Genomic DNA, 14073 nt, shown 5'->3' with positions numbered 1-14073 from the left:
CGGCCACCGCCAGCTCGGTCGGCGGCGCCACCGCCGAGCGCGTCAACCACAGCACCTTCGACATCGTGCACCTGATCGACAAGGCCAGCCCGAAGCTGTACGAAGCGTGCTGCACCGGCAAGCACATCAAGGAAGTCACCCTGGAACTGTGCCGCGCGGGCGGCGACAAGGTGAAGTATCTGGAAGTGAAGCTGGAACAGGTGCTGATCTCCAAGGTGCAGCCGCAAGGCGCGGCCAACGACGACGGCTTCCCGTCCGAGTCGGTGAGCCTGAGCTACGGCAAGATCAAGTGGACCTACACCCAGCAGAAGCGTGAAGACGGCGCCGGCGGCGGCAATGTCAGCGCCGGCTGGGACCTGACGGCGAACAAGACCATCGCCTGATCGGCCACGGCCCGAAAAAAGCCCCGCTTCGGCGGGGCTTTTTCTTTCATCGATGCATCACGCCCGCTCCAGCGCGATGCTGAACACGCTGGCCGCCGTCTTGATCGGATCGTGGCGCACGATGCCGCCGTGCAGGCTGGCATTGCGCGAGCGGATCACCTGCACGCCCAGCGCCCCCAGCCGCGCCTCATCCACCGCCACCGGCCCGGCCCGCTCGGCCTGGTAGCGCGCCAGGATGTCGTCGGGAATCGGTTCGTCGTTGACGATCACCCGATCGATGCGGGCGATGCCGTGGCGATAGAGCGCATCGACGTGCTGCGCGGCGTCGTAGCCGTCGGTTTCGCCGGCCTCGGTCATCACGTTGCAGATGTAGACGATGTCGGCGTGCCGGTTGGCGTTGATCGCATCGCGGATCTCCGGCACCACCACGTTGGGCAGCACGCTGGTGTACAGGCTGCCCGGCCCCAGCACGATCACATCGGCCTCGGTCACCGCGTGCACCGCTTCGGGCACCGCCTTCACCGGCGCGGCATGGTAGACCCGGCGGATCGGCGAGCCCTGGCGCGCCAGCTGCGATTCGCCGCGCGCGATGCGGCCGTCCGCCAGTTCGGCGCACAGCACCGCCGCGGTCGCCGCCACCGGCAGCACCCGGCCCTTGATGTTGAGCACCCGCCCGATATTGGCCACCGCCTGCACGAAATCGCCGTCGGTGAGCGAATACATGGCGCAGATCAGCAGGTTGCCGAGCGAGTGGCCGTCCAGGTAGTGGTCGTCGTCGGTGGCGAAGCGGTACTGGAACAGACTGCCGAGCAGCGTTTCCTCGCTGGCCAGCGCCACCAGCACGTTGCGGATGTCGCCCGGCGGCGGCAGCTGGAAGTCGCGCAGCAGGATGCCGGAGCTGCCGCCGTCGTCGGCCACGCTCACGATGGCGGTCAGGTCGAGCGGAAAGTGCTTCAGGCCGCGCAACAGCGCGGACAGCCCGGTGCCGCCCCCCAGGGCGGCCACCCGCGGATGGCGCGGGGCCGGATGATCGCCCAGGGTCATCGTTCCGTCCTTCGGGGGCAGGCGTGCTGGCTGTGCATGTCGTCTCCAGAAAAAACGCAGCCTACGCGAGCGCTTAGGTGTTGACCATCGGGGTTTGTGCCACACCTCCAATACAAAATGTCCAATATAAACTTGTTTTGACAAACAAACGGGGAAAGCACTACGATCAAAGTCGTCGTTTAATTGTAAAATCGGACATTTTGTAAAGGACCCTGCCATGATTGCCGACCCTTCCGCCAAGTACCGGGGCTTCCAGCCCATCGCCCTTCCCGATCGCCAGTGGCCCAACGCCGTGCTGCGCCACCCGCCAATCTGGATGAGCACCGACCTGCGAGACGGCAATCAGGCCCTGATCGAGCCCATGGACAGCGAGCGCAAGCTGGCGATGTTCGAGGCATTGGTGAAGATCGGCTTCAAGGAGATCGAAGTCGCCTTCCCTTCCGCCTCGCAGACCGACTTCGACTTCGTGCGCAAGTTGATCGAGGAACAGCGCATTCCCGACGACGTGACCATCGAAGTGCTCACCCAGTCGCGCGAGGACCTGATCCGCCGCTCCATCGAATCGCTGGTCGGCGCGCGCCGCGCCATCGTCCACCTGTACAACCCGATCGCCCCCGCGTGGCGTCGCATCGTGTTCGACACCGACCAGGCCGGCGTCAAGGCGCTGGCGGTCTCCGGCACCCGCCTGATCAAGCAGTTGACCGAAGCCCACCCGGAAACCGAATGGGTGCTCCAGTACTCGCCCGAGACCTTCTCCGCCGCCGAAGTCGAATTCGCCAAAGAGGTGTGCGACGCGGTGTCGGACGTCTGGCAGCCCACTCCCGAGCGCAAGATGATCGTCAACCTGCCCGCCACGGTGGAGATGAGCACGCCCAACACCTACGCCGACCAGATCGAATGGATGCACCGCCACCTGGCGCGGCGCGACAGCATCGTGCTCAGCGTGCACCCGCACAACGACCGCGGCACCGCCGTGGCGGCGGCCGAACTGGCAGTGATGGCCGGCGCCGACCGCGTTGAAGGCTGCCTGTTCGGCAGCGGCGAACGCACCGGCAACGTCGACCTGGTGACGCTGGCGCTCAACCTCTACAGCCAGGGCGTGCATCCGGGGCTCGATTTCTCCGACATCGACCGCGTGCGCCAGGTGGCCGAGCACTGCACGCAGTTGCCAGTGCATCCGCGCCATCCCTATGCCGGCGACCTGGTGTTCACCGCGTTCTCCGGCTCGCACCAGGACGCCATCCGCAAGGGCATGGCCCAGCAGCGGCCCGACCAGCCGTGGGAAGTGCCGTACCTGCCGATCGACCCTGCCGACGTGGGGCGCGGCTACGACGCGGTGATCCGCGTCAACAGCCAGTCCGGCAAGGGCGGCATGGCCTACGTGCTGGAGCAGGAGCACGGCTTCGTCCTGCCCCGCCGCATGCAGATCGAGTTCTCGCGGGTGATCCAGCACGTGGCCGACGATACCGGCGGCGAAGTCACCGGCAGCGATCTGTTCGGCCTGTTCCGCCGCGAGTACCTCGACGCCGACACCCCGTGGCGCTATCGCGGTCACCGCCTGGCCGAAAGCCACGGCCACGCCGACGACGCGGTGCACATCGAAGTCGAGCTGGAACACGCCGGCCAGGTGCGCACGGTGTCCGGCACCGGCAACGGCCCGGTGGACGCGCTGGTCAACGCACTGGCGATGGAGATCGAAGTGGTGGACTACCACGAGCATGCGCTGGCGCAGGGCGCGGCCGCCGCGGCGGCGTGCTACGTCGAACTGCGGGTGCACGGCGGCGCCGCGCGCTTCGGTGCCGGGGTGGACGACAACATCGTCGCCGCGGCGATCAAGGCGGTGCTGAGCGGGGTGAACCGCAGCCGCTGACCCGGCCGGGCACCCCGCCGCCGGGGCGAGCCGATCCATCGTTGCTTACTTCGGGCCGGCTCGCACCAGGGCGGCCGACCCGACGTCCGCCGCGTCGCGGCGGCGCCTTCCCGATCCCGCCGGCAGGCAGGCCGGAAGTGTTGCAGCGCCACCGCACAGCCACGTCGGACACAAAACTTTCTTCGTCTTGTCCATGCCCGCAACCTAATATTCCCCCATCATTTTCAGGGGGTAGCGATGGACACCAGCAAAGAGAGCCGCGAAGAAACCAGCAAGGCCGGCAAGGCCGCCTTCGAAAAGCTGATGGCGGACAGCTCGGCCATGGCGCCGCCGCGGCCGCCGACCCGCGGCGAAGGGCCGCAGGGGCAGTTCGAGTTCGATGCCGACGAACTCCAGAACAAGAACCTGCTGGCGGTCCATTTCGTCGATGGCTCGGTCTGGTACACCAACCCGCAGGAATTCCTGACCCGCCACCCGGTGGAAGCCACTTCGCGCGGCGCCGGCGACACCACGCGGGTGCGCCTGCCCGGCGCGCTCAAGCCGGCCAGCCAGCGCGGCGGCCCGACGGCCACGGTCAACGGCTACATCATTTCCAAGCTCGACGAGCCCTCCACGCTGGACCGCGTCTACGACGCCGGCGGCTGGCTCAGCCGACAGATCGACCGCTGGAGCGGCGCCGCCAAGTACGACGCCATCACCGCCCGCGCCGGGCTGGCGCTGTGTCGCGGCTTCGAGGACCACACCCTGAGCCGCGGCGTCGGCCTGCTGCCTCTGCCCCCCACCAGCCCGGCGCTGCCGGACTGGCCCAAGGATCTCAAGGGCGAGCGTCCGGTGCTGCTGTTCCTGCACGGCACCGCCTCGTCGTCCGAAGGCAGCTTCAGCAAGCTGTGGGACGAGCACCGCGACGATTTCAACCGGCTGGCGGCGCAATACGAGGCCGTGCTCGGCCTGGAGCACCGCTCGCTGACCGACAGCCCGCTGGAAAACGCCATCGCCTTCCTGAAGGTGGTGCCGTCCGGCACCCGCCTGCACCTGGTGTCGCATTCGCGCGGCGGCCTGGTCGGCGAACTGCTCAGCCTGGCCCACTGCACCGACCCGACCAAGGCCCGCACCGCCTTCCAGCGCGCGTTCGAAGATCATCCCGACCTCGATCTGGTCGACACCTTCTTCGACCTGCTGGCCACGCGCCGGCTGCGGGTCGAGCGCTTCGTGCGCGTCGCCTGCCCGGCGCGCGGCACGCTGCTGGCCGACCGCCGCACCGACCTGTTCGTCTCGCTGCTGCACCAGGTGGTGGGGCTGGCGTTCGGCGGCGTGGTCAACGCCCTCTATCAAGCCATCGGCGCCCTGGCCAAGAGCCTGGTCGCCCAGCGCGCCGACGCCAGCGTGCTGCCCGGCCTGCAGGCGATGATCCCCGGCTCGGCGCTGACCCGCGCACTCAACCTCTACCAGATCGAGGTGGACAGCGAGTTGCGGGTGATCGCCGGCGACAGCGAGGCCGGCAGCGGCCTCGCCGGCCTCAAGACGCTGTTGGCCGACGTGTTCTACGCCCTGCACGACCACGACTACGTGGTGCAGAGCCGTTCCATGTTCGGCGGCCTGTCGCGCTTGCAGACCCGTGCCAAGAGCCTGTTCGTGCACGGCGCCAACGTGTCGCACTTCGCCTATTTCAGCAACGCGCAGACCGCGCGGGCGCTGTTGTCGGCGCTGGCCGGCAACGACGCCGACTTCCAGGCGCTGACCCAGGACGAGGCCCGCGCACGCGGCGTGGTGCAGGCGCTCACCGGGCCGCAGTACGCGCGGCTGGACCCGGACGAGCGGCTGCGGGGCCTGTATGCCGGCGCCAACGCGCAGCGGCTGCCGATCCTGGTGGTGCTGCCGGGCATCATGGGCAGCGAGCTGAGCATCGGCCAGGAGCGGGTGTGGGTGTCGATGGGCCTGCTCAACGGCGACATCGAACGCCTGATCCCCAGCGAGCGCGACGGCGTGACCGCCACCGGCCTGCTGCCCTACAGCTACGAACGACTGCTGGCCCAGGCCGCGTCGCGCTTCTACGTGATCCCCTTCCCCTTCGACTGGCGTCAGCCGTTGCAGCAGTCGGGCGAGGCGCTGCGCATCTTCCTCGCCGGCGTGCTGGATTGGGCGGAGCGACAACCCGGCACCCAGCCGGTGCACCTGCTGGCGCACTCCATGGGCGGGCTGGTGTCGCGGCTGATGATCCACCCGCTGGGCAGCACCGACACCAAGGGCTCGACCGAATGGCGCCGCCTGAAATCGCTGGGCGGACGGCTGCTGATGCTGGGCGTGCCCAACGGCGGCTCCTACGCCCCGGCGCAGGTGGTCACCGGGCGCGATCCCTTCGTCAACAAGCTGGCGGCGCTCGACCTGCGCCACAGCGCACAGCAGTACGCGGCGATCACCGCGCACTTCACCGGCTTCATGCAGATGCTGCCGGCCCGGACCGACGCCGACTGGCCGGGCGATCTGACCGATCCCGCCACCTGGGAACGCCTGGCCACCACCGACCCCGACGGCCCGGCGGTACGCCCCGCCGCCGCGGTGCTGGAACAGGCCGCCCGGCTGCGTGACCACCTGGCCGCGATGCGCGACGCCATCGCCAACGACGACGCCGTGGTCTACGTGGCCGGGCATGCGCCGGAAACGCCCGACGGGCTGGAACTGGCAAAGGAACTGCCGGGCATCCCCGGCCATGCGCCGGCACGCCCCGACCCCGCCGGCTTCCGTTTCCTGAACAGCAGCGAGGGCGACCACCGCGTAACCTGGAAGGCGGGCATCGTCACCCCGCCGGCGCGCACCTGGTATTCCAGCCGCTCGCACGGCGACCTGCCCGACGACCAGGGCGCCTTCCTCGACTATTTCAACCTATTGGCCGGCGCCACCCGCTGCACCCGCCTGACCCAGACCCCGCAGCCGGCGGCGCGCGGCATGGAAGCGCCCGCGCAGGACAGCGATGCCGCGCCGCTGACCTGGGCCAGCCTGCCCGACGAGGCGATGCTGTCGGCCGCCGCGCTCGGCGCGTCGCCGCCGCAGCCGGACGGCGGCACCGCGTCGCGCCAGCCGGCGCCGATCCGCGTCGGCGTGGTGCACGGCAGCCTGGATTACGCCCGCCATCCGCTGATGGTCGGCCACTACGAGGGCGACGGGCTGTTCTCCGCCGAGAAATACCTCGACCGCAAGCTCAACGGGCAACTGAGCATGTTGCAGCAACTGAGCCTGTATCCCGGCCCGCTGCGCAGCTTCACCGTGGTCCACCCCGACCGCAGCGGCCCCGCCGCGCGCCATCCCGGCATCCTGGTGGTGGGCCTGGGGCCGGTGGGCGCGCTCAATGCCGGCGCGCTGGCCGAAACCGTCACCCGCGGCGTGCTGCGGCTGGTGCTGGATCAGCAGGAGCGCGGCCTGGGCGCGCAGGTGCCGCTGTCCAGCCTGCTGATCGGCACCAACGCCCAGGCGCTCTCCGGCCGCGAAAGCCTGCTGGGGCTGCTCAACGGCGTGTGGCGCGCCGCCCAGATCGTCGCCCGCGATCCGATGCTGTCCGGCAAGGTGCAGTTGCCGGAGCTGGAGATCGTCGAGATCTGGGAGGACCGCGCGCTCAACGCGGCGCACGAGCTGCGTACGCTGCTGGCGCGGCCCGAATGGCGCCAGCGCTTCTACCTGGCCGATCGGCCGTTCGAGACGCGGGTCGGCGGCATGGCGCGCATCCGCTACGAGGAAGCGGGCAGCTGGTGGCAGCGACTGCGCGTGGTGCGCAACGAGCTGGGGGGACTGTCGTACTCGCTGATGGGCACCCGGGCGCGCGCCGAAAGCACCCGCGTGGACGTGTCGGTCAAGGACATGGCCGAGATCGCCGGCAACGCGCAGGAAAGCCTCAGCCCCGAGATCGGCCGCGCGCTGTTCGAGCTGCTGCTGCCCTACGAGCTGAAGGACACCCTGGCCCAGTTCGAGGACACCGTGCTGGTGCTGGACGAGGACACGTCGCGCCTGCCGTGGGAACTGCTGATCCCGCCCGGCGAGCACCGCGAACCCGACCGGCCGCTGGCGATCCAGGCGTGCATGCTGCGCCAGCGCGAAACCGCCGATTACCGCGCACTGCCCAAGGCGCCGCAACGCAACGCCGCGCTGGTGGTGGGCGATCCCTCGCTCAAGGCCGCGCTGCCGGCGCTGGCCGGACTGAAGCCGCTGGACGGCGCGCGCCGCGAAGCCGAGGAAGTGCAACGCCGGCTGGGGCAGGCCGAATGGGAGGTCAAATCGCTGCTCGGCGCCGAGGCCAGCGCCATCCGCACCCAGTTGCTGGCGGGCGACTACCGCATCCTGCACCTGGCGGGCCACGGCGTGGTCGACGTCGAGGCCGACAGCGTCGAGGTGCTGGGCACCCGGCTGCCGCTGAAGCAGACCGGCATGGTGCTCAGCCACGGCCGCCTGCTCAGCGCCGCGTACGTGAAACAGATGTCCATCGTGCCCGACCTGGTGTTCATCAACTGCTGCTATTCGGGGCTGGACGGCGCCCGCGACGGCGCGGCGCGCGACTTCCCGATCCTGGCGTCCAGCCTGGCCACCGCCTTCATGCGCATGGGCGCGCGCGCCGTGGTCGCCGCGGGCTGGGCGGTGGACGACGCCGCCGCGCTGGCGTTCGCCAGCAGCTTCTACGACAGCATGCTGTCGGGCGAGCGCTTCGGCCAGGCGGTGCTGGCGGCGCGGCAGCGCGTGTACGACGAATTCGGCCAGCAGAACAACACCTGGGGCGCCTACCAGTGCTACGGCGACGGCAACTTCCAGCTGATGCGCATCCACGGCCCGTCGCACGACTTCGACGACGCCGAGCACGGCCCGGCCTTCGTCTCGCCGCGCGAACTGGCGGCGCGGGTGGCGCAAGTGGCCAGCAGCGCCGGCGACCAGGAGACCAGCCTGCTGCTGGCACAGCTGAACGACCTGCAACAACGCGCCATCGCGCTGGGCTGGCAGGACCACAGCAGCATCCAGGCCGCGCTGGGCGCCGCCTACTACGACCTGGGACAGCAACAGGTCGCCGCCCAAAGCCTGCTGCGCGCGTTGAGCCAGGACGGCTATTCCCAACTGCGCATGGAAGACCTGCTGGGGCTGGTCGACGCGGTGGCGCAACGGCCCGGCGGCGAGGAGCTGGCGCTGCAATTGCTGGACAAGCTGGACGACGTGGAACGGCTGGCCGCGCGCGAGACCGAGCAGGAATCGCGCGACGTCAACATCATGCGCGCCACCCCCGCGGTCGGCGCGCGCGCCAGCCAGCGCGGCGACATCTATCTCCACCGCGCGCTGCGCCTGGGGCGCGAAAACGTGTTGTCCGACGAGTTCCACGCCGCGCTGATCGCCGGCCGCGACGCCTACCTGGACTGCGAAGCGGCGCAGGACAGCGAGGATGCGCGCGCCTATGCCACCGCCAGCCTGCTGCTGCTGGAAGGGCTGGCGCACCTGCTGCCCAACCACGACGGCGGCAACGACCAGCAACTGGCCGACCTGCTGAAGAAAAGCCTGGAAACCGCCGCCCGGCTGCGCGCACGCTTCCTCGACCCGGTGCGGCCGTGCCTGGAATTCTGGGACCACACCGATTCGGCATCGCTGGGCATCGGCCTCTACCTGAGCGGCAGCGGCAAGCTGGGCGACGACGAACTCGCCCTGCTGTCGCAGGCGCGCGAAACGCTGCTCGGCGTGCTGATCCGTGGCCCGTCGCCGCTGGAGCTGAAATGGATGGTGGACCGGCTGATGCTGATCCGGCTGGTGTGCGGCCAGGTGGCGCAGAACGTGCCGGCAAGCAAGCGCAAGGGCGTGGTGCAGGCCCGCGAGCGGGCGGAGCAACTGGACGCGATGGCCAAGGTGGTGCTGGAGGCGTTCGAGCGCCAGTTGGGCTGACAGGGAGCGCGCCGCGAACGCGGCGCGCGCGCCCTCAACGCCAGGCGTAGCCCAGGCCCAGCCCGTAGGTAAGCTGGAGGCGATCGCCGCGTTCGGTGACGATGGGGCTGTCGCCCGCGTCGCCGGACAGGCGCTGCACGAACACCATCGCGCCGCCGTACCAGTGCTGGTGCAACTGCACGATGGTGCCCACCCAGCCGAACACCTGCTGCATGCCGCCGCCGGGGGTATATACCGGCAGGCCGCTGGCGGCGGCATCGGCGGCGGTCACGCCGTAGTAGACGCGATTGAAGTCGCTGCTGGCCCAGGAAGCGCCGCCACCGGCCCCGATCATCCAGCGCTCGGACAACGGCAGCCAGAAGGTGCCGGCCAGGTTGAAGCGCGCGCCGTCGTATTCCTGCCCGGCGTTGGTCAGCAGGTTGGCGCCGACGCGCACCCGCCACGGGATTCCGTCGCGGTGCAGGTACTCGTAGCCGAAATAGCCCCCGAACTCGAAGGTGTTGTCGATCTCGTGGAGGTGCTTGACCACGTCGTCGTCCACATCCTTGCGCCCCAGCCGCAGCGCCACCACCGGCCCCCATTGCCAGCCTTCCAGCTCGCCGAAGTTGTACTGCGCCACCGGCCCGTACCACTCCAGCAGGCGGCCGCTTTCGGTGACGTAGCGCAACCCCGGCACCACGCCGACGACTTCTTCGTCGGCGCCGCTGTATTGCGGGGTGACGCCGACCCCGACGCCCACCAGGTTGGGCAGGCCACCCGCGGGCAGCGTCACCGGCGACGCCTGCGCCCCCGCGCAGGCCAGGGCAAGCGGCAATAACCAGCATCGTTTCATCGGGGTTCTCCAGTTCGGGAAGGTGGCACCAGGCTTGATTGTTGATAGCCAGCGTCTTTGAAAATCACCAGGGCCGTATCTATGCTGGGCAGGCAGCCCGGCCCCCGACCACGGTCAATCCTGCCGGCAACCGCTGCACGGCCCCGCCATCGAAATGGCCCGCCAGAGGCCGCCCCACCGCCCACTGGACATCCTTCCATGCCGCATCGCCCGCTCCGTCGCCGCTTCGCCTCCCTGTGCGCCGTGCTGTGCCTGTTGCTGCTGAGCGCGTGCGCCACCCCCAGCCTGACCAATGCCTGGAAGGACCCGAACTTCGCCGGCCCGCCCGCCAAGCGGGTGCTGGTGCTCGGCATCAGCAACAGCGACGCGCACCGCCGCATCTTCGAGGACGCCTTCGTCCAGGCGCTGCGCGAACACGGCGTGGACGCGGTGCCCGCCTACCCGAAACTGCCCGAGCGCGGCGAGATCGCGCGCGACCGCATCCAGGCCGCGGTGGCCGCCAGCGGCGCCGACGCGGTGCTGGTCACCCGGCCGATCAAGGTGGAACACCAGGTCGACGTCTCGCCCGCCCCGTCCCCGATGGGCTGGTACGGCACCGGCTTCTACGGCTGGTACGGCGCGGTGTGGGCGGCGCAGCCCGCCACCGTCACCCAGTACGACGTGCTGACGCTGGAGAGCACGCTGTGGAACCTCGGCAGCGAGCACGTGACCTGGTCCGGCACCACCAAATCGATCGAATCCGACGACATCGCCCGCTTCACCGCCCGGCTGGCCAAGGTGCTGATCGAGCAGATGCGCCGGGACGGCGTGCTGTAGCACAGCCGGGCCCGGCACGTGGCCGCGGCGCCACTATTGCCGGGATGCAGCAAACAGCCTGGCCGGCATGGTCGTACTCCCGGAACAGATAACCAACCCCCATCCACCCGTTCAACCCAACCCCGGAGATCGCCATCATGCGCTGGCTCCTTCTTCGTACCCTGATGCTGGCGGCGTGCCTGACCGTGGCACTCCCGCCGGCCGTGCTGGCCGCCCCCGCAGCGTCGAGCGCGGCCCCGGCGCCGCCCTGGCCGCGCCACTACACCGTGGACAACGTGCCGGTGACGCTGCACCTGCCGCAGCTCGACAGCTGGGAAGGCAACGTGCTGTCGGGCCGCATCGCCGTGGCGCTCAAGACCGGCACCGCCCGCGACCGGGAAGGCAAGTCGCACGATGTGCTGACCTACGGCGTGCTGTGGTTCACCGCCCGCACCGAGACCGACAAGGCGGCGCGCACCGCCACCTTGCGCGACGTGCAGATCTCGCGGGTGAGCTTTCCCACCGCGCAGGACAAACAGGACCAATACCTGGCGCTGCTGCGCAAGGTGGTCCCGGCGCATGAGCTGGTGGCCGATCTGGATCACCTGGAATCGGGCCTGGCGATCCAGCGCGCCGAGACCAAACAGGCCGGCCTGCCGGTGAAGAACGATCCGCCGCAGATCATCTTCTCGTTCGGCCCGGCGCTGCTGGTCAGCGTCGACGGCACGCCGGTGGAGCGCCCGACCGCCGAACCGGGCGTGACGCGGGTGCTCAATACCCGCTCGCTGCTGCTCAAGGAATCGGGTCGCTACTACCTGGGCTTCGGCGGCCACTGGGAGGAGGCAGGCGAGCTGGCGGGCCCCTGGCAGCCGGTGAAGACGGTGTCGGCCGGCGTCGCCGCCGCGGCGCGGGCGCTGGTGGAGGCCAAGCAGGTCGATCCGCTCGACCCGCTGCCCGAAGCGTTGAAGAAATCGCTGGCCGACGGCCGCTATCCGTCGATCTACGTGGCGACCACGCCGACCGAGCTGCTGATGGTCGACGGCGAGCCGCAGTTCGCGCCGATTCCCGGCACGCGATTGTCGTACGTGACCAACAGCCCGGCCGACATCTTCATCGACGCAGCCCATGACGGCGAATGGTACGTGCTGGTGTCCGGCCGCTGGTTCAGCGCATCGGGCAGCAAGGGGCCGTGGACCTACGTGCCGGGCGAGCGCCTGCCGCTCGACTTCAAGCGCATCCCGTCGAACAGCCCGAAGAGCGCGGTGCTGGCGTCGATTCCCGATACGCCCGAGGCGCGCGAATCGCTGATCGCCAACAGCGTGCCGCAGACCGCCACGGTCAAGCGCGCCGAGGCCAGGCTCGACGTGGTCTACGACGGCGGCGCGCCGCAGTTCGCCGCCATCTCCGGCACCAGCCTGAGCTACGCGCGCAACACCGCCACGCCGGTGATCGAGATCGACGCCAGCCACTTCTACGCCCTGCAGAACGCGGTGTGGTTCACCGCCGCCTCGCCCACCGGCCCGTGGCAGGTGGCGACCTCGGTGCCCGCGGTGATCTACACCATCCCGGCCAGCTCGCCGCTGCATTACGTCACTTATGTGTACGTGTACGGCTCGACGCCGGACGTGGTCTACGTCGGCTACACGCCCGGCTACTACGGCACCGTGGTCAGCAACGGCGTGGTGGTGTACGGCACCGGCTACGTCTGCAACGCCTGGATCGGCGACGTGTGGTACAGCTGCCCGGCCACCTACGGCTACGGCGTCAACTTCGGCTGGGACCCGTGGGTGGGCTGGGGCTTCGCCTTCGCCTGGGGCATGGCGTGGGGCGCGGCATGGTACGGCCCGTACTGGGGACCGTGGTGGGGCTGGTACGGCCCCTGGTACGGCCCTTGGTACGGCGGCGGCTTCGCCGTGACCAATGTCTACGGACGCTGGGGCCCGGTGGCCGCCAGCGGCGTGCGCGCCGGCTGGGCCGACCCGTGGACCGGCAACGTCGGCACCGGCGTGCGTGGCACCTGGTACAACGACGCCACCGGCGGTCGCGGCGCGGGCCAGGCCTGGCGCAACACCAACGTGTACACCGGCACCCAGAGCGCCGGCGCCGCCGGCATCCGCTACAACCCCGAGACCGGCCGCGTGGTCGGCGGCCAGGGCGCGGCGGCGTACAACCCGTACAGCGGCAACGCCGCCGCCGGCGGCAGCCGCACCGTGGTCAACACCCAGACCGGGCGCGTGACGCAACAGGCGGGCGTGGCCGGCCGCACCGACCAGGGCGCGGGCGCGGCCGGCGCGTTCACCACCGCGGGCAAGGGCGGCGACGCGGCCGGCGCCGGCTATGTGCACTACGACGCCGCCACCGGCCAGGTCGATCACGGCGGCGTGGTACGTACCGACGACCATGTCTACGCCGGCAAGGACGGCAACGTCTATCGCTACGACCAGGGCAAGGGCTGGCAACAGGTGACCCGGCCCGGCGAAGGGCATCAGGCCGCCACCCGCCCCGTCACCGCCGACCAGGCCAACTCGCTGGGCCTGCCCAGCGACCGGCTGGCGCGCGAGCGCGGCCAGGAGCGCACCTTCTCGCGCAGCCTGCCCAGCAGCTCGCCCACGTGGCGCCCGTCCGGCGGGCTGGACCGCGGCAATTTCTCGCCCAACTTCCGCGGCAACATGGGCGGATTCCGTGGCGGCGGGTTCGGCGGCTTTCACGGCTTCCGCCGCTGAGTGACAAAGCGGGGCCGGCTTGCCGCCGGCCCCGCTCAGGATTTGATCCAGCCTAACAAGTTGCCCCAATACCATGGCATCCCGCTGCACACGGCGGTAGATTGACTAGAACCCTTGGTTGTCAGGCCGCTTCGGCACGGCATCCAGGCCCTCCCGGACCACGACAAGGAGCAAGCCATGAGCACCACCCCGTTGTTGCCCCCGATCGAAACCCAGGAAACCGGCGGCCTGCACCGCTACCTGGACACCGTGGAAGCCGCCCTGGACTACGCGCTGACCAAGAAGCAAAGCCGCCATACCCCCAACCCGGAGACCTGGAGCGTGGTACTCAACGTGCTGTCGGACGCCCTGGGCAGCAAGGACCCGGACCAGTTGGCCGCGGCGCGGCAAAAGCTGCTGGACGCCATCGGCCAGACACTGCGCGCCACCGGCAAGGCCAGCTACTGATCCACCCGGCCGACCCGGCCGCGGGGCCGGGTGGCTTCGCCACCGAGGCGGCTCGAACCGCCCCGGGCGAGCTTCAGTGCC

The 14073-nt window shown here is 70.0% G+C and carries 8 protein-coding genes; 6 read left to right on the top strand and 2 right to left on the bottom strand.

Translation table 11 applies throughout. The features are described from left to right. Window positions 1-383: Hcp family type VI secretion system effector (locus C556_RS0104920; protein ID WP_018747118.1), on the top strand; the 383-nt coding region annotated here is incomplete at its 5' end. A gap of 57 nt (window positions 384-440) precedes the next feature. On the opposite strand, the gene C556_RS0104915 is transcribed toward C556_RS0104920, so the two are convergent. Further along, window positions 441-1427, bottom strand: a complete 987-nt coding sequence (locus C556_RS0104915; RefSeq protein ID WP_018747117.1) for a gluconeogenesis factor YvcK family protein — start codon at window positions 1425-1427, stop codon at window positions 441-443. A gap of 217 nt (window positions 1428-1644) precedes the next feature. Between C556_RS0104915 and leuA the strand changes: the two genes are divergently transcribed. Beyond that, window positions 1645-3297, top strand: a complete 1653-nt coding sequence (gene leuA / locus C556_RS0104910) for a 2-isopropylmalate synthase (RefSeq protein ID WP_018747116.1) — start codon at window positions 1645-1647, stop codon at window positions 3295-3297. A 237-nt stretch (window positions 3298-3534) separates the two neighbouring features. Further along, complete coding sequence (locus C556_RS0104905; protein ID WP_018747115.1) at window positions 3535-9195, top strand: DUF7379 domain-containing protein; 5661 nt, start codon at window positions 3535-3537, stop codon at window positions 9193-9195. Window positions 9196-9229: 34 nt separating this feature from the next. Here C556_RS0104905 and C556_RS0104900 read toward each other — a convergent pair whose 3' ends face one another. Next, the gene (locus tag C556_RS0104900) at window positions 9230-10027 is read right to left on the bottom strand and encodes a MipA/OmpV family protein (RefSeq protein ID WP_026262818.1); all 798 of its coding nucleotides are present in this window, start codon (window positions 10025-10027) and stop codon (window positions 9230-9232) included. A gap of 198 nt (window positions 10028-10225) precedes the next feature. On the opposite strand from C556_RS0104900, the gene C556_RS21465 reads away from it, so the two are divergent. The 3 genes from C556_RS21465 to C556_RS0104885 all read left to right on the top strand — a co-directional run bounded on the left by C556_RS21465 (window position 10226) and on the right by C556_RS0104885 (window position 13992). Next, window positions 10226-10843: a hypothetical protein gene (locus C556_RS21465; protein WP_018747113.1), complete on the top strand. Its 618-nt coding sequence runs from the start codon at window positions 10226-10228 to the stop codon at window positions 10841-10843. Between the two features lie 137 nt (window positions 10844-10980). Continuing rightward, window positions 10981-13545, top strand: a complete 2565-nt coding sequence (locus C556_RS0104890; RefSeq protein ID WP_018747112.1) for a hypothetical protein — start codon at window positions 10981-10983, stop codon at window positions 13543-13545. A gap of 177 nt (window positions 13546-13722) precedes the next feature. Beyond that, window positions 13723-13992, top strand: a complete 270-nt coding sequence (locus C556_RS0104885; protein WP_018747111.1) for a hypothetical protein — start codon at window positions 13723-13725, stop codon at window positions 13990-13992. The last annotated feature ends 81 nt before the right edge of the window (window positions 13993-14073 follow it).

Origin of the sequence: Chitiniphilus shinanonensis DSM 23277, from assembly GCF_000374805.1 — a bacterium.
GTDB lineage: Bacteria > Pseudomonadota > Gammaproteobacteria > Burkholderiales > Chitinibacteraceae > Chitiniphilus > Chitiniphilus shinanonensis.
Note: the sequence above shows the minus strand (reverse complement) of the source record. Positions and strands in the feature narration are given on the sequence as shown.